This window comes from Reyranella sp., from assembly GCF_044224635.1.
Lineage (GTDB): Bacteria > Pseudomonadota > Alphaproteobacteria > Reyranellales > Reyranellaceae > Reyranella.
In genome coordinates, this window is the sequence record NZ_JBGAKA010000017.1 from 94,681 (window position 1) to 112,638 (window position 17,958).

Annotated in this window: 20 protein-coding genes and 1 tRNA gene; 13 read left to right on the plus strand and 8 right to left on the minus strand. The window is 68.0% G+C overall.

Annotated elements, in window-relative coordinates:
• Positions 1-2 precede the first annotated feature (2 nt).
• Together ACILR9_RS16820 and ACILR9_RS16825 are read right to left on the minus strand one after the other, a co-directional pair.
• Positions 3-974, minus strand: a complete 972-nt coding sequence (locus ACILR9_RS16820; RefSeq protein ID WP_395711104.1) for a Bug family tripartite tricarboxylate transporter substrate binding protein — start codon at positions 972-974, stop codon at positions 3-5.
• Between the two features lie 58 nt (positions 975-1,032).
• Entirely contained in the window at positions 1,033-1,416 is a 384-nt protein-coding gene (locus ACILR9_RS16825; protein WP_395711105.1) for a hypothetical protein, read from the minus strand.
• 388 nt (positions 1,417-1,804) lie between these two features.
• On the opposite strand from ACILR9_RS16825, the gene ACILR9_RS16830 reads away from it, so the two are divergent.
• Together ACILR9_RS16830 and ACILR9_RS16835 are read left to right on the plus strand one after the other, a co-directional pair.
• The gene (locus ACILR9_RS16830) at positions 1,805-3,442 is read left to right on the plus strand and encodes a flavin-containing monooxygenase (protein WP_395711106.1); all 1,638 of its coding nucleotides are present in this window, start codon (positions 1,805-1,807) and stop codon (positions 3,440-3,442) included.
• A gap of 68 nt (positions 3,443-3,510) precedes the next feature.
• Positions 3,511-3,825, plus strand: a complete 315-nt coding sequence (locus ACILR9_RS16835) for a hypothetical protein (RefSeq protein WP_395711107.1) — start codon at positions 3,511-3,513, stop codon at positions 3,823-3,825.
• An 18-nt stretch (positions 3,826-3,843) separates the two neighbouring features.
• On the opposite strand, the gene ACILR9_RS16840 is transcribed toward ACILR9_RS16835, so the two are convergent.
• From ACILR9_RS16840 to ACILR9_RS16855, 4 genes are all read right to left on the minus strand, one after another.
• Positions 3,844-3,919, minus strand: a tRNA-Ile gene (locus ACILR9_RS16840).
• A 42-nt stretch (positions 3,920-3,961) separates the two neighbouring features.
• Positions 3,962-4,669, minus strand: a complete 708-nt coding sequence (locus ACILR9_RS16845; protein ID WP_395711108.1) for a response regulator — start codon at positions 4,667-4,669, stop codon at positions 3,962-3,964.
• A 165-nt stretch (positions 4,670-4,834) separates the two neighbouring features.
• Entirely contained in the window at positions 4,835-5,623 is a 789-nt protein-coding gene (locus ACILR9_RS16850) for an SAM-dependent methyltransferase (protein WP_395711109.1), read from the minus strand.
• Positions 5,624-5,862: 239 nt separating this feature from the next.
• The gene (locus ACILR9_RS16855) at positions 5,863-6,780 is read right to left on the minus strand and encodes a PaaI family thioesterase (RefSeq protein ID WP_395711110.1); all 918 of its coding nucleotides are present in this window, start codon (positions 6,778-6,780) and stop codon (positions 5,863-5,865) included.
• Between the two features lie 90 nt (positions 6,781-6,870).
• Between ACILR9_RS16855 and ACILR9_RS16860 the strand changes: the two genes are divergently transcribed.
• The 3 genes from ACILR9_RS16860 (at position 6,871) to ACILR9_RS16870 (ending at position 10,423) form a co-directional block, all read left to right on the plus strand.
• The gene (locus ACILR9_RS16860; RefSeq protein ID WP_395711111.1) at positions 6,871-7,653 is read left to right on the plus strand and encodes an enoyl-CoA hydratase; all 783 of its coding nucleotides are present in this window, start codon (positions 6,871-6,873) and stop codon (positions 7,651-7,653) included.
• Positions 7,653-9,467 carry an acyclic terpene utilization AtuA family protein gene (locus ACILR9_RS16865; protein ID WP_395711112.1) on the plus strand — a complete coding sequence of 605 codons (1,815 nt, stop codon included), beginning with the start codon at positions 7,653-7,655 and terminating at the stop codon, positions 9,465-9,467. The genes ACILR9_RS16860 and ACILR9_RS16865 overlap by 1 nt, the downstream gene beginning before the upstream one ends.
• A gap of 230 nt (positions 9,468-9,697) precedes the next feature.
• On the plus strand, positions 9,698-10,423 hold the full coding sequence (locus ACILR9_RS16870) for a DUF4198 domain-containing protein (RefSeq protein WP_395711113.1): 726 nt from the start codon (positions 9,698-9,700) through the stop codon (positions 10,421-10,423).
• 97 nt (positions 10,424-10,520) lie between these two features.
• Here ACILR9_RS16870 and ACILR9_RS16875 read toward each other — a convergent pair whose 3' ends face one another.
• Positions 10,521-11,405, minus strand: a complete 885-nt coding sequence (locus tag ACILR9_RS16875) for a haloalkane dehalogenase (protein ID WP_395711114.1) — start codon at positions 11,403-11,405, stop codon at positions 10,521-10,523.
• 18 nt (positions 11,406-11,423) lie between these two features.
• Between ACILR9_RS16875 and ACILR9_RS16880 the strand changes: the two genes are divergently transcribed.
• From ACILR9_RS16880 to ACILR9_RS16915, 8 genes are all read left to right on the plus strand, one after another.
• The gene (locus tag ACILR9_RS16880) at positions 11,424-11,630 is read left to right on the plus strand and encodes a hypothetical protein (RefSeq protein WP_395711115.1); all 207 of its coding nucleotides are present in this window, start codon (positions 11,424-11,426) and stop codon (positions 11,628-11,630) included.
• Between the two features lie 34 nt (positions 11,631-11,664).
• Complete coding sequence (dcd, locus tag ACILR9_RS16885) at positions 11,665-12,219, plus strand: dCTP deaminase (RefSeq protein ID WP_395711116.1); 555 nt, start codon at positions 11,665-11,667, stop codon at positions 12,217-12,219.
• A 20-nt stretch (positions 12,220-12,239) separates the two neighbouring features.
• Entirely contained in the window at positions 12,240-13,523 is a 1,284-nt protein-coding gene (gene murA, locus ACILR9_RS16890) for a UDP-N-acetylglucosamine 1-carboxyvinyltransferase (RefSeq protein WP_395711117.1), read from the plus strand.
• A 35-nt stretch (positions 13,524-13,558) separates the two neighbouring features.
• Positions 13,559-13,984: a DUF2948 family protein gene (locus ACILR9_RS16895; protein ID WP_395711118.1), complete on the plus strand. Its 426-nt coding sequence runs from the start codon at positions 13,559-13,561 to the stop codon at positions 13,982-13,984.
• A 186-nt stretch (positions 13,985-14,170) separates the two neighbouring features.
• Complete coding sequence (gene hisG, locus ACILR9_RS16900; RefSeq protein WP_395711119.1) at positions 14,171-14,842, plus strand: ATP phosphoribosyltransferase; 672 nt, start codon at positions 14,171-14,173, stop codon at positions 14,840-14,842.
• Positions 14,832-16,166 (plus strand): histidinol dehydrogenase, encoded by a 1,335-nt coding sequence (gene hisD / locus ACILR9_RS16905; RefSeq protein ID WP_395711120.1) that lies wholly within the window; start codon positions 14,832-14,834, stop codon positions 16,164-16,166. Before hisG ends, hisD begins: the two co-directional genes overlap by 11 nt.
• A gap of 7 nt (positions 16,167-16,173) precedes the next feature.
• Positions 16,174-16,644, plus strand: coding sequence for a UPF0262 family protein (locus ACILR9_RS16910; RefSeq protein ID WP_395711121.1), 471 nt, complete (start codon positions 16,174-16,176; stop codon positions 16,642-16,644).
• A gap of 13 nt (positions 16,645-16,657) precedes the next feature.
• Positions 16,658-17,101, plus strand: a complete 444-nt coding sequence (locus tag ACILR9_RS16915) for a low molecular weight phosphatase family protein (protein ID WP_395711122.1) — start codon at positions 16,658-16,660, stop codon at positions 17,099-17,101.
• Positions 17,102-17,358: 257 nt separating this feature from the next.
• On the opposite strand, the gene ACILR9_RS16920 is transcribed toward ACILR9_RS16915, so the two are convergent.
• Positions 17,359-17,958, minus strand: coding sequence for a hypothetical protein (locus ACILR9_RS16920; protein ID WP_395711123.1), 600 nt, complete (start codon positions 17,956-17,958; stop codon positions 17,359-17,361).

Below are 17,958 nucleotides of genomic sequence, written 5' to 3' on the forward strand. Positions count from 1 at the left end.
CGTCACTGCTTCTCGATCCCCGCCTTCTTGAGGACCTCGGCGTTGAGCGCGCCTTCTTGGGCGATCTTCTCGGCGAAGCCGCCCGGGTCGAGCACCTCGATGTTGCCCTGGCCGAGCAGCAGCGCCTTGGTCTTGGGGTCCTCGGTCGCCGCCACGATCGCCTTGTACAGGGTGTCGATCACGGGCTGCGACGTTTTGGCGGGGGCGACCGCGCCGGTCCAGAACGAGGTGGCGAAGCTCGGGTAGCCCGCCTCGGCGACCGTCGGCACGTCGGGCAGGTCGCGCCAGCGAGCCGTCGTCGACACCGCAAGGGCCTTCAGCTTGCCGGACTGGATCAGCGGCAGGGCGTTCGGCGTGTCGAACGCGGCGTCGATCTGGCCGGAGAGCAGGGCGGCCTGCGCCGGAGCCGCGCCGGCATACGGCACGTGCACCATGCGGGCGCCGATGGTCGTGCCCAGCAGCTCGAACGACAGATGGGCGAGATTGCCGATGCCGCCCGTGCCATAGTCGATCGACTCCGGCTTGGACGTCGCAAGCTTGACGAAATCGGCGAAGGTCGCGACGGACTTGGTCTTCGGATTGCTCGGATTGACCACGAGCACGAACGGGGCGGAGATCACCATCGCCACCGGCGCGAGGTCGACCAGCGGATCGTACTTGATGTCCTTGTAGAGCAGATGGTTTGTGGTCATCGTGCTCGCATTGCTGATCAGGATCGTGTAGCCGTCCGGCGCCGCCCGGGCGACCATCGTCGCGGCGATGCTGCCGTTGGCGCCCGGGCGATTCTCGACGATGACCGGCTGGCCGAGGCGCTGGCGCAGATCCTCGGCCAGGTAGCGCGCCACCAGATCGGTGGCGCTGCCCGGCGAGAAACCGACGATAAACCGGATCGGCTGTGAGGGATAGGTCTGCGCCATGGCGGAGGAGACCGCCGGGACAACCAGCCCGACCGCCAGCAGCAACAGGCTCGACATTCGTCTTGATACGGCAAACATTCGACATCCCCCGGACTGAAGGCGTTGCGCCCTGCGGCTACTCGAGCCTGATATTGGCCACGCGGATGACCTCGGCGTAGCCCACTTCGGCGAAGGTCGGCACGTCGGGAAACTCCGGCATCCGCGCGGTGTGGCTGAGCACCAGTCCGCGTAATTGCCCGGAGAGCACCGACGCCATCGCCACCGCGCCGGTGGCGCCCGGGCGGTTCTCGACAACCACCGGCTGGCCGAGCTGCTCCGACACGATCGGCGCGAGCAGCCGCGACAGCACGTCCATCGAGCCGCCGGCACCGAACGGCGTCAGCACGCGGATCGTCTTGGCCGGCCAGGGATCGGCGGCGCTCGCGCCCGAGCCCGCCACGGTCGCGACGCCGCCAGCCGTGGCAGCCAGCAGCCTTCGCTTTGTCAGTCGATCGACCATCTCCCTTGTCCTCCCACGAGTCCGCTTTCGTTGTCGGCCGGTTTCACGGCACTTGAATTGGGATGCGATGGAAGCCGCTGCTTTCACTGCCTCGATGAAGCTGGCGTGTCGACCCGATGTCAAGAAACGCCGACCGTCAGTCGGAGGCGTGCCGGCCTTGTTTGGCTTCCCGGTCGTCTGGCATTTCGGCACGCGGCTCTCGCTCGCCCGGTCGGGCGAGGATCGAGACACCGTGCTCGCTCATCAGGAGACAGGCCGCCCTATCACTCTGGCCGACCGTCACACGAAACGGCAGCGTCGCTGCTCCCTTTCAGGACAGGCGCGCATTTGCGATAAGAATCGAGCGCCTGTCAGGTCCAGTGGGGTGACGTCAGTGGAAGAGGATTCGATGGCGTTGGTCGTGGATAATGGCAAATCTGTCGGAAATGCCCCCTTCGATGTGATCGTCATCGGCGCGGGCATCGCCGGCCTCTACCAGCTTTATCGGTTGCGCGAGATCGGCCTGTCGGTCCGGGTCTTCGAGACCGGCGGCGGCCTGGGCGGCACCTGGTACTGGAATCGCTATCCCGGCGCGCGCTTCGATTCGGAGAGCTATACCTATGGCTACTCCTTTTCCGAGGAGCTGCTGGCGGAATGGAACTGGAGCGAACATTTCGCCGCCCAGCCGGAGACGCTGCGTTACCTCAATCACGTCGCCGACCGGTTCGACCTGCGCCGCGACATCCAGTTCGACGCCTGCGTCGTTTCGGCCGTCTTCGACGACGCCCAGCGGCAATGGACCGTGATGCTGGACACAGGCGAGCGCTTCTCCGCGCGCTTCCTGGTCACCGCCATTGGCCCGCTGTCAGCTCACACCTTGCCGCGCATCCCAGGCGTCGAGAGCTTCCGCGGCCAAGCCTTCCATACCAGTCGCTGGCCGAGCGAGCCGGTCGACTTCACGGGCAGGAAGGTCGCGGTCATCGGCACCGGCGCCACGGGGGTGCAGGTCATCCAGACCATTGCCTCGCAGGTCGGCGAGCTCACGGTCTTCCAGCGGACGCCCAACTGGTGCACGCCGCTGCACAATCGGCCGATCACCGAAGACGAGCAACGCACGATCAAGGCGGGCTATCCGCAGATGTTCGAGCTGCTGCGGCGCACGCCGGGCTGCTACATCCACAACACCGATCCGCGCGGCACCTTCGAGGTGACGCCCGAGGAGCGCGAAGCCTTCTGGGAGAAGCTCTACGCCGAGCCGGGCTTCAGCATCTGGATGGCGAATTTTCGCGACGTCCTCACCGATCCCAAGGCCAATGCCCTGTTCAGCGACTTCGTCGCCCGCAAGATCCGCCAGCGCGTGAAGGATCCCGTGGTGGCGGAAATGCTGATCCCCAAGTGCCACGGCTTCGGCACCCGCCGCGTGCCGCAGGAAACCCGATACTACGAGGCCTACAACCTGCCGCATGTCCGTCTGGTCGACACGCGTCGCACGCCGATCGACCGCATCACCGAGAGCGGTATCAGGACCAGCGTGACCGACCACGCCTTCGACATGATCGTGTACGCGACGGGCTTCGATGCCGTGCTCGGGGCGTTCGAGAGGATCGAGTTCCGCGGCCCCGATGGAAGCAGCCTCAAGGACCATTGGAGAGAGGGGCCAAAGACCTATCTCGGCCTGATGTCGGCGGGATTCCCCAACCTGCTCACCATCGTCGGCCCGCACAATGCGTCGACGCGGTGCAATATTCCGCGCTGCATCGAGCAGAACGTCGATTGGGTGGCCGGCCTGATCCGCGACGCGCGCGACCGGGGCATCACGAGGGTCGAGGCGACGGCCGGTGCCGAGGCCGAGTGGACGCATCATGTCCAGGGACTGGCCGAAGGGATGCTTTATGCCCAGGTCGACTCCTGGCTCACCGGCATCAATTCCAACGTCGAGGGCCGGGACGTGCGGCGCATCCTGCAGTATCAGGGCGGCGCACCAGCCTATCGCGCCCGTTGCGACGAGGTCGCGGCCAACGGCTATGCGGGGATGACACTCAGCTAGGCGAGCAGGTCGGGACCGCGAGGCCGGCAAGGCCTTCGAAGCCGCTACTTCGGCGGCATCGGTGACCATTGTCCATCGACACCTTCATCATTCTTGGATGGACAAGGACCGCCGTCTTGGCTGAAGCTCCTCTGAACGGCGCGGCCAGGCCGTGGGAAGCCTTGGCGGCGCCGCACGATACTTGGGGCGGTGCGATGATCGTGAACATCGAGCTGCAGCGTCTTGCCGACGATAGACGGGACAAGGCCGCGCTCGCCAGGAGTTGGGCTCCCAGGCTGACAGATCCAGACGATCGACAACGGCTGATGCAGTACGCTGCCGGTCTGGAGGCCGAGGCCAGCGAGCTGGAATGGCAGGCGCGGGCAGGTGCAGTCCCACTCTAATCTTCATCGATGTCGGGGTGGTAGGCCCGGCAGGATTCGAACCTGCGACATAACCGTTATGAGCGGCTCGTTCTAACCACTGAACTACGGGCCCCGACCGACCCGCGCGTCGCTCCGGAGAGGCCGCCCTTGTAGCCTATTCGGCGGGCGGGACGAACATATAGCCGATGCCACGCACCGTGCGAATGACCGTCGGCTTGTCGGGCATCGGCTCGATCTTGCGGCGCAGCCGGGTGACCCGCAGGTCGATGGCCCGATCGAATGGATCGCGGCTGCGATGGCTGGTCGTCTCGAGCAGCCAGTCGCGCGACAGGGCGCGGTTGGGATTCTCGGCGAACAGCTTCAGCATGTCGAACTCGGCCGAGGTCAGGGCAACGTCGCCGCCGTCGGGGTCGATCAGCCGGCAGCCCGGGAGATCGAGCACATGCCGGCCCATGCGGATGCGCTCCAGGCGCGGCGGCATCGACTTGTTGGCGGACCGGCGCAGCACGCTCTTGCAGCGTGCCAGAAGCTCGCGCGGCTCGTAGGGCTTGGCGACGTAGTCGTCGGCGCCGCTGTCGAGCCCGCGCACCGTGCTGCCAGGATCGTTTGACGCCGTCAACATGATGATCCCGACCTTGGTGTTGCTCTCGCGCAGCCACCGGGTCAGGGCAAAGCCGTCTTCCTGTCCCGGCAGGTCGACTTCCAGCAGCACGAGGTCGGGCATCGCGCGCGACACCTGGCGTCTCATCTGGGCACCGTTCTCGACGGCGATGACACTGAGATCGTGGTCGATGAGCATGGTCTCGGCGGCCCGGCGCTGATGGGCATCGACTTCGACCAGCAGTACTGAAGGCTGCTGCATTTCCGGATCCAAAATGAATGTGTCTACAATGAGACATAATTTAGCACTATTTATCAGCGCATTACAGGATCTTTTTAATTTTATGAGAGAGGTCAGATCGCGCCTCTAGCGCCAAGCGAGGGGAGCGCCACAAGCTGTTGAGTTGCCCCTATGCAGCCGAGATCTTTACGATGTCTGTTCGCGCCGCCGGGCGACCATCCGGGTGAAGGCCAAGGTCCGCCCCGCGTCGACGCGCAGCATTTCCGCCTCGCGCGCGGCAGCGTTGCCGTTTTCCAGGCCGGCACCAACCTCGGTGCAGACCTCGTTCCACTCCGCCCACAGGCGCCAGCCGTCCGCCGGATTGTCGGCGACCTCGACGTCGACCTGGCAGGACCGCGTCCAGTGTCGGCGCCACCAGACCGGGCTGTGAAAGCTGTGGAACGCCGGTTCCCAGTAGGGACGCAGCCAGGCAGGCGGCGAGTCGTCGCTGAACTCTTCGACCAGGCCGGGAACGACGATGCCCAGCCGCCCCGCCGGCCGCAGGATTTTGGTCAGGGAGCCCAGGTAGAGATCGTCGGTGCCGAAATAGTGGTAGGCGTCGAAGCTCACGATGGCGTCGAAGTAACCTTCGGCGAAGGGCAGGCTGTGCGCCTCGGCGTAAATCGGCAGGACGCGCTCGGCGAGGCCGGCGGCCTCGATGCGCTGAAAGTTTTCGGTCGGCGTCACCCAGAAATCCGCCGCCCATACGGTCGCGCCGAATTCCTTGGCGAGAAAGATCGAACTCGCGGCCTTGCCGCAGCCGAGGTCGAGGACACGCATGCCGGCCCGGATCGGCATGACCTCGCTCAGCCACTCGGCGAGCCACAGCGGGTTGGGACCCATCCACGCGTCGAGCAGCCACTGGGCGTCATAGGTCGAGGCGCGCGGGAAGGCGGGCTTAACGAGGCGTGAACGCAGGGCGTCGGACAGGGGCATGGTTTGCTGGGCGCGCGCCCGTAGGCGCCAACTTACAAAGGGACCTCACCCGGAGGAGCCACGCGGGGCGTGGCGTCGAAGGGGCGGCAACAGGCTTGGTGTTGAGACACCGCTTTTCCAGCGAGCTCGTGTGTGGCCCATCCTTCGAGACGTCCGCTATGCGGCCTCCTCAGGATGAGGATTTTATTGGGTCTTCGACCAAAGTTAGCGCCTATGAGTGGCGCGCCTCCGGCCATGAGCTATCGCCGCGCCCGCAGCTTGATCGTCGTCGAGTAAGCCAAAAGCTTGCGGCCGTTCTGGTCGAGCACGCCGCGCAGGAAGGCGAGCGACTTGCCGTGGCGCGGCACCTCAACCCGCGTCGTCACCGGGGCGGAGAGATCGCCGGCGGCCAGGAACTCGGCGGCGAAGGCCACGGTGGTCGGCGCCATCCCCGTCACCAGGCCGGCGGCGCGCGTCACGGCGGAGTCGGCGAAGCTCATCATGTAGCCGCCGTGCAGCACGCCGCCCGAGTTGCACATTTGCGGCAGGGTCGGCTGGATCAAGGTCGCGCCGTCGGTCTCCTTGCGCGCAAACGAGGGGCCGATGTGGCGCGAGTAGACGCTGGCGGTGGCAAGCGGCTCGAAGTCGGCCGGCACGGTCTGCGCCGGCGCCTCCAGCGTTGCGGACCTGGCCTCCGCAGCATCCTTGCGCGCCATCGTCTTGGCGCGCGCGACGTGGCGGACCACGCCCGACCACAGCGCGACCGTGCGGCCTTCCTGGGAGAGGGTGCCGCGGGCGAAGGCGAGGCGACCCGTCACCTGCAACGGCTCGCCCGTGGCTTCGAGCGGCGGCCCGATGCGGCCGGCGTCCAGGAATTCCACCGCAATGCTTACCGTCATGGCGAAGCTCGAGTTGGTGCCGCCGTCGGCCGCTCGTCCGGCGACCAGGCAGAGCGCGTAGTCCGAGAAGGTCAGGATCGCGCCGCCATGCACGCCGCCCACGTAGTTGCCGTGGCGGGGCAGGGTCGGCAATACGCAATGCACGCTGCCCGCGCGGCTCGCATCGCCCGAGATCCGGAAATAGAACGGCCCGACGTGATCCTCGAACGGATCGGGCGGGTCGAACGTCGAGTAGCGGCCGAGATCGATCGGCAGGGAGGAGGGCGAGGAGTCGGGCATCCGGTTCGGCTCTGGCTCTTGTGAAGCGTCGCGAGGGGGCTCTATTAGAAGGAAATCTCCCGCACCACAAAGGCCCACGGAGCGAAACCAATGGCGGCTGCGCACAAGATCGACATCGCCTGGGAGCGCCGTCCGGCCGGAATCGTCGCGCACGTCACCTATGATTACGCGCGCCGCCTGAACGTGCTCAATCCGCCGGCGCTGCTCGACCTCACCGAGGCCTTCCAGTCGCTGTCGCGCGAGGCCGACCTGCGCTGCGTCGTATTCGCCGGCGCCGGCGGCCGCGCCTTCATCGGCGGCGCCGACATCAACCACATGGCGGCGATGAAGAGTTCCGAGGACGGCCGCGCCTTCATCACCATGATCCACAAGCTCTGCCAGGCGGTGCGCGACTGCCCGGTGCCGGTGATCTGCCGCCTCGAAGGCTACACGCTGGGCGCCGGGCTCGAGGTGGCGGCGGCGTGCGATCTGCGCATCGCCACCGACACGGCCCATTTCGGCATGCCCGAGGTCAAGGTCGGCGTGCCCTCCGTGGTCGAGGCCGCGCTGCTGCCGCGCCTGATCGGCTGGGGCCGCACCTCGCGCCTGCTGCTCACGGCCGAGACCATCGACGCCGCCAAGGCGGAAGCCTGGGGCTTCGTCGAGGAGGTCGTGCCGGAGAGCGCGATCGGCGCCGCGGTCGAGCGCTGCGTGGCGTCGATCGTCGAGGCGACGCCTCTGTCGGTGCGGGCGCAGAAGCGCCTGATGCGGCGCTGGGAGCGGCTGTCGCTCGACGAGGCGGTGCAGGCCGGCATCGACGCCTTCGCCCAGTCCGTAGCCGAGGGCGAGCACATCGAGCGCATGGGCGCCTTCATCCGGCGCAAGAGGGCGTGATGGCGGGCCGCGGCGAGAAGAAGACCGTTCGCGTCGGCTGCCATTCCGGCTTCTGGGGCGACACCGAGACGGCGGCGGCGCAGCTCGTGCGCCGCGGCAACGTCGACTACCTGGTGAGCGACTACCTCGCCGAGGTCACCATGTCGATCATGGCGGCGCAGAAGCAGCGTAATCCGCAGGCGGGTTACGCCACCGATTTCGTGACCGTGGTGATGGCGCCGCTGGCCCGCGAGATCGCCGACAAGAAGATCAAGGTGATCACCAACGCGGGCGGCGTGAACCCGCAGGCCTGCCGCGATGCCGTGCTGAAAGCGTGTGAGGCGGCGGGCGTGACGCTCAAGGTCGCGGTCGTGCTGGGCGATGATCTGGCGCCGCGCGTAAATGAGCTGCGTGGGCGCGACATCCGCGAGATGGATACCGGCGCGGAACTGCCGGCGCGCATTGCCAGCATGAACGCCTATCTCGGCGGCTTCCCGATTGCGCGCGCGCTCGCCGAGGGCGCCGACGTGGTGATCACCGGCCGCTGCGTCGATTCGGCGGTGACGCTGGGCGCGCTGATCCATGCCTTCGGCTGGACGGCGGACGATCACGACGCGCTGGCCGCCGGCACCTTGTGCGGCCACATCATCGAATGCGGCGCGCAGTGCAACGGCGGCAACTTCACCGACTGGCGCCTGGTGCCGGATTATGACGACATGGGCTTCCCGGTGGCCGAGGTCGAGAGCGACGGCGCCTTCGTGCTCTCGAAACCAGACGGCACCGGCGGCCTGATCACCACCGCCACCGTCGCCGAGCAGATGCTCTACGAAATAGGCGATCCCCGCGCCTACATCGTGCCCGACGTGGTGTGCGACTTCACCGAGGCGACGTACCAGCAGGTCGGAAAGGATCGTGTTCGCGTCGCCGGGGCGAAGGGCCGGCCGCCGACCGACACCTACAAGGTGTCGACCACCTGGCCCGACGGCTACAAGCTCAGCGCCATCTTCATGCTGGGCGGCCGCGAGGCGGTGGCCAAGGGCCAGGCGAGCGCCGACGCCATCATCAAGAGGACGCGCCGGCTGTTCCGCGAGAAGAACCTCGGCGACTACCGCGACGTCTCGATCGAGATCATCGGCGGCGAGGCGACCTACGGGCCGCATGCGCGCACGCAGGACTCGCGCGAGGTCGTCGTCAAGATCGCCGCGCGCCACGACCAGAAGGAGGCGCTGGCGCTGCTCGGGCGCGAGATCGCGCCGATGTCGACCGGCGGCGTGGTCGGCATGACTGGCAGCTTCGGCGCCGGCCGCGTCTCGCCCTCGCCGGTGATCCGGATGTTCTCCTGCCTCGTCGCCAAGGACCTGGTGCCGGTCACGGTCGAGCTCGATGGCCGCACGATAGAGTTGGAGCAGGGGGCGAAGAGCGGCGGCTTCACGATCGACCAGTTGCCGATCGAAGCGCCGCCTTTGCCGGCGAGCGCCCCCAACGCCCCGACTGCGACCGTGCCTCTGATCGCGCTCGCCTACGGCCGCTCCGGCGACAAGGGCGACAACGCCAACATCGGCATCTTTCCCCGCCGGCCGGAGTACCAGCCGATCCTCGACGCCGAGGTCAGCGAGGAGGCGGTGGCGCGCTACTTCGCTCATCGCATCCAGGGCAAGGTGTCGCGCTGGCGGCTGCCCGGCATCCACGGCTTCAACTTCCTGCTGCGCCAGGCGTTGGGCGGCGGCGGCATGGCCTCGATCAAGGCCGACCCCTTGGCCAAAGCCTTCGCCCAGATGCTTCTGGACATGCCGGTCCGCGTACCGGTCGCGCTTGCCCGGGAGCTTGCTGCGTGAGTCATACGTTCCTCCCCAGCTTTGCTGGGGAGGTGTCCGCGTAATCGCGGGTGGAGGGGTCATGAGCCCCAGTCCCGTTGCTCATGACCCCTCCGTCGCGTACGACGCGACACCTCCCCAAGCTACGCTCGGGGAGGAGGATGAGAAGAGCGCGCCGGACATGAGGCCAACCATGCTGGCCAAGGCGCCCGTGGTTTGATAATCAGTCGCATCCGCAAGAGGATGCATCGATGAGCTTTCTCTCCCGTCTCGCCGTCGTCGCCAGTGTCGGGGCCAGCGTTCTTGCCTTCTCTCCGGTCGCCGCCTCGGCGCACCATCTGTGGCTCGAATCGAGCGAGGCCGGCACGCACGTCTATTTCGGCGAGTTCGGCGAGAACCTGCGCGAGGTCTCGCCTGGCCGGCTCGACCGCCTGCAACCGCAGGCCAAGGCGGTCTCGGCGACAGGTGAGCAAGCGCTCGCCGTCGACAAGTCGCCGACCGGTTTCGTCGTCACCGGCAAGATCGACAAGGGCGACAGCGTGATTGCCGCCGACCTGCGCTCGCCCGTCCAGGCGCGCACGCGCGACGGCGTCACGACGCGCTCGCTCTATCGGCCGGCGGCCCGCTTCGTTCCCGATTTCTCGCCGCGCAAGCCTGCGCTCGAGCTCGATATCGTGCCGGCCGGCGACGGCAAGTTCCAGGTCTTCTTCAAGGGCAAGCCGCTCGCCAAGAGCAAGGTCGAGGTGATCTCCGCCTCCGGCTGGGTGCGCGAGGAACGCACCGGCGAGGACGGCGGCTTCGCCGTCGCCCTGCCGTGGCGCGGCATCTACGTCATCGAGGTGCAGTACGCCGACAAGACGCCCGGCAAGCAGGGCGAGGACGCCTACGACGTCGCCAACTACGTGACGACGCTCACCGTGATGCAGCCGCAGGGCCTCGACCCGCTGCCCGCCCCACCGCCGGCCAAGCCGAACTGAGGCTCATGAAGAAAGGTCGCTGGCTGCGCTCGGGATGACACCGGGGGCGTTGCCGCAGAGGTGATGTCATCCCGAGCGCAGCCAGCGACCTTTGCGCCTACAGCACCTTCACCGCTTCCCGAGCGATCGACTCGCCCCATTCCTGGACGAAGTGCCCGGCCTCGGCGATCTCGAGCGGCGGCGGGCAGTTGCGGATGTCGGCGTGCAGGGCGCGCATCACCGGCGGGCCGAGCACGGGATCGGTCATGCCGATCGCCATCAGGCTGCGGCCGGTCCAGCCCTCGCGCCAGAAGTCGCGGGCCTCGCGGGACAGGGCGGCGCCGTTCGCATCGGGACGGTCGGGCACGAGGTTGGGGAAGCGGCGCACGCCGGCCTTGAAGGTCGCGTCCGGATAAGGGGCGGTATAGCCGGCGGCTTCGGCGTCACCGAGATGGGGGCAGGCGCGCTGCATGAGGCGCGCGATGTCCAGGTCGGGACTGCGATTGGAGAAGCTGCGCCACGCAAGGAACCCTTCGCCCAGCGGCGCATCGCCTGTGCCAAGAGTGGTGTTCATCACCAGCAGCGCGCCGAAGCGCTCGGGCATCGCCGTCGGCAGGGTGAGGCCGATCAGGCCGCCCCAGTCCTGCACGACCAGCCGGATGTCGCGAAGATCGAGCGCCTCGATCAGCCCGGCGATTGCCGTGCGATGGAAGTCGAACGTGTACACCGATTCGTCGAGCGGCTTGTCGGAGCGGCCGAACCCCAGGAAGTCCGGCGCGACGACACGATCGCGGGCGGCGACGAACACCGGGATCATGCGGCGATAGAGGTAGCTCCAGGTCGGCTGGCCATGCAGGCAAAGCCAGGTGCGGCGGGCGTCGCGCGGACCTTCGTCGATGTAATGGAGGCGCAACCCGTCGCGCCGCGCGAGATAGTTCGGCGGGTAGGTCCAGCCGGGCAGTGCGGCAAATCGTTCATCGGGCGTGCGCAGGGCGGCGGTCATTGGTGTATCCTTGCAGCCATGGCTGCCCCCTCCAAGCCCGTTCCGAAGAAGGACGCTCCCCAGGCCGCAACCCAGGGCGACGGGCGGGCCGAACGGCTGGCCGCGGCTCTGCGCGAAAACCTCAAGCGGCGCAAGGCCCAGGCGCGCTCCCAAGTCGAGCGCCAATCGGCCGCGCACAAGACCGTCGATCGCGGGGCGGTGGATATCGCCAAGCGCAACGGTTGAGCCGCTGCGCCCGCTCCGATAGAAGCGCCCGGCAATGACTATTCTCTCCGACCGCTGGATCCGCCGCATGGCGCGCGAGAAGGGCATGATCGAGCCGTTCGTCGACGCCCAGAAGCGCGAGGGCATCATCTCCTACGGTCTGTCGTCGTACGGCTACGATGCGCGCGTCGGCACCGACTTCAAGATCTTCACCAACGTCGATTCGGCGGTGGTCGACCCCAAGAATTTCGCCGAGAACAGCTTCGTCGACCGGACCACCGACGTCTGCATCATTCCGCCCAACTCGTTCGCGCTCGCCCGCACGGTCGAGTATTTCCGCATCCCGCGCGACGTGCTGGTGATCTGCGTCGGCAAGTCGACCTATGCGCGCTGCGGCATCATCGTCAACGTCACCCCGCTTGAGCCGGAATGGGAAGGTCACGTGACCCTGGAATTCTCCAACACCACGCCGCTGCCCGCCAGGATCTACGCCAACGAGGGCGCCTGCCAGTTCCTGTTCCTGCAGGGCAACGAGCCGTGCGAAGTTTCCTACCGCGACAAGGCCGGCAAGTACCAGGGCCAGCGCGGCGTCACCCTGCCCAAGATCTGATCCGGCGGAGGGGGACGAACATGGACCGCATCCGCATCAAGGGCGGCCGCCAGCTCAAGGGCGAGATCCGCATCTCGGGCTCGAAGAACGCCTCGCTGCCGCTGATGGTCGCTGCCCTGCTGAGCGACAAGCCGCTCACCCTGCACAACGTGCCGCGGCTCGCCGACATCACCACCATGATCCAGCTGCTGCAGCAGCACGGGGTCGAGGTCAGTGCGGCGGCGGGAGAGAACGGCCATGCGCACGGCACGACGCTGGTGCTGCGGGCGGAAAAGATCGTCTCGACCACCGCGCCCTACGACATCGTGCGCAAGATGCGCGCCTCGGTGCTGGTGCTGGGCGCGCTCCTGACGCGCGAGCGCGAGGCCCGCGTGTCGCTGCCCGGCGGCTGCGCCATCGGCGCGCGGCCGGTCGACCTGCACATCGCCGGTTTGAAGGCGATGGGCGCCGAGATCGATATCGACGGCGGCTATCTGGTGGCCAAGGCGCCAGGCGGCCTGCGCGGCGCGCGCTACACCTTCCCCAAGGTCTCGGTCGGCGCCACCGAGAACCTGATGATGGCCGCCGCCCTCGCCAAGGGCACCACCGTGCTCGACAACGCCGCGCGCGAGCCGGAGATCACCGATCTCGCGCACTGCCTCATCGCCCTTGGCGTGCCGGTCGACGGCGTCGGCACCGAGACGCTCACCATCGAGGGCGTGCCGGCCCTGAAGGCGGCCGAGCACAGCGTCATTCCCGACCGCATCGAGACCGGCACCTATGCCATGGCGGTCGCCATGACAGCGGGCGATGTCGAGCTTGTGGGCGGCCGCCTCGACCTGATCGAGACGGCGGCGCAGACCCTGCGCGCGGCCGGCGTCAGCCTCGAGCCGACGGCGCGGGGCGTGCGCGTGCAGCGGACCAACGGCGCGCTGCGCGGCGTCGACGTCATGACCGAGCCCTATCCCGGCTTTCCGACCGACCTGCAGGCGCAGATGATGGCGCTGATGACGCGCGCCGAGGGTGCGGCGATGATCACCGAGACGGTGTTCGAGAGCCGCTTCATGCATGTCCCCGAGCTGTCGCGGATGGGCGCCAACGTCACCATCCATCACGAATCGGCGCTGGTGCGCGGCGTTCCCAAGCTGCGCGGCGCCGAGGTCATGGCGACCGACCTGCGCGCCTCGGTATCGCTCGCCATCGCCGGCCTGGCGGCCGAGGGCCATACCACCGTGAACCGCGTCTACCATCTCGATCGCGGCTACGAGCGCCTCGAGGAGAAGCTCGGCGCTTGCGGCGCCGACATCGAACGGCTCAAGGGCTGAAGGGCCGAGGAAAAGGAAGAGGGGAGAGGGTTCGCGTGCCGTCGCCGCTAAAACTCTCGGCGCTCGACGCCGACGACCTCGCCGTCGTCTCGGCGGCCGTCCAGGACTCGCTCGTGGCGGTGCGCGACTGCGTGCATTTCAAGGACGAGAAGCGCTTCGTGCTGCTGCTCAACCGGTTCTGCTGGGAGGCCGATCCGACCGTCGACGTCGCCCATTGGCGGACCCATTCCGCCTTGATTTTCAACGAGGTGACCGCGGTTCGTCACCACGACGTGCCGCTCGGCGAGCCCGACCGGGTGCTCGATCTGCTGTCGATGACCCAGGAAAACGACCATTCAGTCACGCTGCGGTTCGCCGCAGGCCGCACCATCCGACTGGAAATCGGCCGGCTCGCATGTCATTTGGGGGATGTCGGGGAGCCTTGGGCCACCCCGTGGAAGCCCGCCCATCCGGTCGACTAGGCGCGAGGCAGACTCACATTCGGGCTCCTCTCCCCGGCCAGGGGGAGAGGTTGGGCGAGGGGGATACGCACGTCGGTGCCCCTCACCTAGCCTCTCCCCCCGGCGGGGGAGAGGAACAAGAATGGTGACGATGTCGCAGGGCCAGGTCCGGGAGAAGGCGGGCATTCGTTACTGGAGCGTCGGGCCGTGTCGAGCGAAGCAGCCAACGAGAAACTCATCCTGGCGGTGCCCAAGGGGCGCATCCTCAAGGAAGCGGCGCCGCTGTTCACCCATGTCGGCATCGAGCCCGAGCCGGCCTTCAGCGATCCTGACGCGCGCCAACTGCGGTTCGCCACGAACCACGCCGACCTCGACATCATCCGCGTGCGCTCGTTCGACGTCGCGACCTTCGTCGCCTTCGGCGCGGCCCATCTCGGAATCGCCGGCGCCGACGTGCTGATGGAATTCGACTATCCCGAGATCTACGCGCCGATCGATCTCGGCATCGGCCGCTGCCGCCTCGCGGTCGCGGAGCCTGCCGAGATGGCGGGCAGCGACGATCCGCGGCGATGGAGCCACGTGCGCATTGCCACCAAATACCCCGAGGTGACGCGCCGCCACTTCGCCGCCCGCGGCGTCCAGGCCGAATGCGTCAAGCTTTCCGGCGCGATGGAGCTCGCCCCCTCGCTCGGCCTCAGCCATCGCATCGTCGACCTGGTCGACTCGGGGCGCACGCTGGCCGAGAACGGCCTGGTCGAGATCGAGCACATCGCCGACATCACCTCGCGCTTCATCGTCAACCGCGCGGCGCTCAAGACCCAGCCGACCCGGGTCGGACGCTGGATCGATCGCTTCCGCGAGACCACCCGTGCTGCGTGAGAAGCGGGCGCCTGAACCGGGGCCACTCAGGCTCGATGCCGCGGCGCCCGACTTCGAGGCCCGATTCCACGCCTTCCTGGAGCGCAACCGCGACGCCGACGAGAACGTCGACCGCGTCGCCGCTGACATCATCGCCGACGTGCGCGCCCGCGGCGATGTCGCTCTGATCGAGTACACGCGGAAATTCGACAAGGTCGATCTCGTCCCGGCGGGCCTCTGCGTCACCGATGCCGAACGCCGCGCCGCCGCTGCACAGGTCTCGGCGGCGCAGCGCGACGCGCTCGAGTTCGCCGCGCGCCGTATCGAGACGTTCCATCGCGAGACCCTGCCGCGCGACGTCGCGTTCACCGATGCGACCGGCACGCGGCTCGGTGCGCGCTACCGCCCGCTCGACGCCGTCGGCGTCTATGTGCCGGGCGGCACTGCGGCCTATCCGTCCTCCGTGCTGATGAACATCGTGCCGGCCAAGGTCGCGGGCGTGCAGCGCATCGTCATGGTCGTGCCGACGCCGGGCGGCGTGCTCAACCCGCTGGTCATGCTGGCGGCCGAGATCGCCGGCGCCGACGAGGTGTGGCGCATCGGCGGTGCGCAGGCCGTGGCGGCGCTGGCCTACGGCACGCAGTCGATCCGGCCGGTCGACAAGATCACCGGCCCGGGCAATGCCTATGTCGCCGCCGCCAAGCGCCGCGTGTTCGGCCGCGTCGGCATCGACCTGATCGCCGGCCCGTCGGAGATTCTGGTCGTCGCCGACGGCGCCAACGACCCGGCCTGGATCGCCGCCGATCTCTTGTCGCAGGCCGAGCACGACGCCTCCTCGCAATCGGTGCTGATCACCGACGATCGCGCCTTCGCCGATGCCGTGGAGCGGGCCGTCGAGGTCGAGCTGGCGGCGCTGGCTCGCAGTGCCATCGCCGGCGTGAGCTGGCGGGACAACGGCGCCATCATCATAGTGCCCGATCTTGTGGCGTGTGCAGCGTTGGTCGACCGCCTCGCCGCCGAGCATGTCGAGCTGGCGATGGAAATGGCGCCGGCCGAGGAACTGGCCGGCCGCATCCGCCACGCCGGCGCGATCTTCCTCGGCCGCCACACGCCGGAAGCGATCGGCGACTACGTCGCCGGTACCAACCACGTGCTGCCGACCTCGCGCGCCGCGCGGTTTTCCGGCGGGCTGGGCGTCGCCGATTTCGTCAAGCGCACGTCTCTGGTCTCCTGCACGCCCGATGCGCTGGCGGCGCTTGCGCCGGCGGCTCTGGCGCTCGCCGAGGCCGAGGGCCTGGGCGCGCACGGCCGCTCGATCGCCCTCCGCCTCAACCGACGCGATTGAGACGGCCATGTCGACCGAGCGGCGCATCGTCGATGTCGCGCTGGACGAGGAGTCCGTGGCGCGCCGCTCGCCCGAGGTCGAGCACGAGCGCGCCGTGGCGATGTTCGATCTCCTGGAGGAGAACGATTTCGCGCTCGTCGGTGCGTCCGGACCCTACCGGCTGCGCATCGGCGTGTTCGAGCAGCGCCTGGTGTTCGACGTGCGCGACAACGACGACAACAAGCTGCGCGACATCATTCTGTCGCTGACGCCGTTCCGCAAGGTCGTGAAGGACTACTTCCTGATCTGCGAGAGCTACTATGCCGCCATCAAGAAGCTGGGGCCGTCGCAGATCGAGGCGCTCGACATGGGACGGCGCGGCCTGCACAACGAAGGCTCCGAGCTCCTGATCGAACGACTCGCCGGCAAGATCGAGCTCGATCTCGGCACGGCCCGCCGGCTGTTCACGCTGATCTGCGCCCTTCACGTCAAAGCGTGATTGGCCGCAGGTGATGAACGGACTTCCCGCCAGCCTGCTCTTCGCCTGTAGTGAGAATTCCGTCCGGTCGCCGATCGCGGCGGCGCTGGCCAAGCGGCTCTACGGCCAGTCGTCCTACATCGATTCGGCGGGCGTCCGCGCCAGCGCCGTCGACGGCTTTGCCGTGCAGGCGCTCGATGAGATCGGCATCGACGTCCACTCTCACCACGCCAAGACCTTCGACGATGTCGACCCGAGCTCGTTCGACGTCGTCGTGACCTTGTCGCCCGAGGCCCATCACCAGGCCCTCGAGTTCACCCGCGGCACCGCCGCCGAGGTCGAATACTGGCCGGTTCCCGACCCCAGCCTCGTCGAAGGCACGCGCGACATGCGCCTCGATGCCTACCGGCGCCTCCGCGACATGATCCTGGTGCGCCTCAAGGCGCGCTTTGGCGCGCCGGCCGGGCCGACGGTCTGAGTCGAGGATGCCTGTTGGAAGGTTGGAGCGCGAGAGCAACGCTCTGGCCGGTACGGTCGTGGTCGCTGCTGGTGCCGGGCGTTTGCCAGGGCCATCTTTGACCCGCTCGACGTGATCGTCCCCGACGCACGCCTCGCGGCGATCCTGCTCCAGCACGGCGTCCGGACTCTGTACACGAACGACCGCGATTTTCGGCGCTTCTCGTCGCTTGAGGTGCGCGACCCCTTCTCCTGAGGCGACGAGGGCGCCGACGATCCTCAGTGCGCCCCGGCGTACCAGGCGCCGCGGTGCGACGTTCGGCGGGCGAGCGGCAGGTTGATGATGTCCATGAACACCGACACCGCACCGTCGCCGCCGGCGAGATCGCCCTCGAGCACGTCGACATCGAAAGTCAGGCGATCGCCCTCGAGCTTGGGCGACTTCAGCACCACCACGGCATCGACCACGCCGGCCTTGGCCTTGTTGAACACCGAGACGGTGGCGTTGGGGGGCACCTTGGCGAAGCTGTCGGGCGCGCTGTCGCTCCACTCCTCGATGACATGCGCGGTGAGCGCATGTCCGGCCGAGCGCACCGGCCGGTCGGCGAACACGATGGCGTTGGGCGAGATGCCGTCGAGCACAAGCTTCTTGTCCATGAGCGCCGCGCCGCGCGCGTTGAGCACGATCATCGACGGCACCAGCACCGGTGCCTTGGGCCGGCCGATGGTCTTTGGTCCGGCTTGCGGCCCTGCCTGCGGGCCGGTGGCGGCCGGCGGGGCCGTCGGCGCCGAGGTGGGTGCCTGGGCGAAAGCGGCTGCCGCCGGCAGAACCAGCGATCCGATCACGGCCGCGAGCGTGAAGACTGTGAACCTGGTCAT

Coding starts and splice junctions, on each gene's coding strand:
- ACILR9_RS16820 (WP_395711104.1), bottom strand. CDS start 974: ATGTCGAGCCTGTTGCTGCTGGCGGTCGGGCTGGTTGTCCCGGCGGTC.
- ACILR9_RS16825 (WP_395711105.1), bottom strand. CDS start 1,416: ATGGTCGATCGACTGACAAAGCGAAGGCTGCTGGCTGCCACGGCTGGC.
- ACILR9_RS16830 (WP_395711106.1), top strand. CDS start 1,805: ATGGCGTTGGTCGTGGATAATGGCAAATCTGTCGGAAATGCCCCCTTC.
- ACILR9_RS16845 (WP_395711108.1), bottom strand. CDS start 4,669: ATGCAGCAGCCTTCAGTACTGCTGGTCGAAGTCGATGCCCATCAGCGC.
- ACILR9_RS16850 (WP_395711109.1), bottom strand. CDS start 5,623: ATGCCCCTGTCCGACGCCCTGCGTTCACGCCTCGTTAAGCCCGCCTTC.
- ACILR9_RS16855 (WP_395711110.1), bottom strand. CDS start 6,780: ATGCCCGACTCCTCGCCCTCCTCCCTGCCGATCGATCTCGGCCGCTAC.
- ACILR9_RS16860 (WP_395711111.1), top strand. CDS start 6,871: ATGGCGGCTGCGCACAAGATCGACATCGCCTGGGAGCGCCGTCCGGCC.
- ACILR9_RS16865 (WP_395711112.1), top strand. CDS start 7,653: ATGGCGGGCCGCGGCGAGAAGAAGACCGTTCGCGTCGGCTGCCATTCC.
- ACILR9_RS16870 (WP_395711113.1), top strand. CDS start 9,698: ATGAGCTTTCTCTCCCGTCTCGCCGTCGTCGCCAGTGTCGGGGCCAGC.
- ACILR9_RS16875 (WP_395711114.1), bottom strand. CDS start 11,405: ATGACCGCCGCCCTGCGCACGCCCGATGAACGATTTGCCGCACTGCCC.
- ACILR9_RS16880 (WP_395711115.1), top strand. CDS start 11,424: ATGGCTGCCCCCTCCAAGCCCGTTCCGAAGAAGGACGCTCCCCAGGCC.
- dcd (WP_395711116.1), top strand. CDS start 11,665: ATGACTATTCTCTCCGACCGCTGGATCCGCCGCATGGCGCGCGAGAAG.
- murA (WP_395711117.1), top strand. CDS start 12,240: ATGGACCGCATCCGCATCAAGGGCGGCCGCCAGCTCAAGGGCGAGATC.
- ACILR9_RS16910 (WP_395711121.1), top strand. CDS start 16,174: ATGTCGACCGAGCGGCGCATCGTCGATGTCGCGCTGGACGAGGAGTCC.
- ACILR9_RS16915 (WP_395711122.1), top strand. CDS start 16,658: ATGAACGGACTTCCCGCCAGCCTGCTCTTCGCCTGTAGTGAGAATTCC.
- ACILR9_RS16920 (WP_395711123.1), bottom strand. CDS start 17,958: ATGACCAGGTTCACAGTCTTCACGCTCGCGGCCGTGATCGGATCGCTG.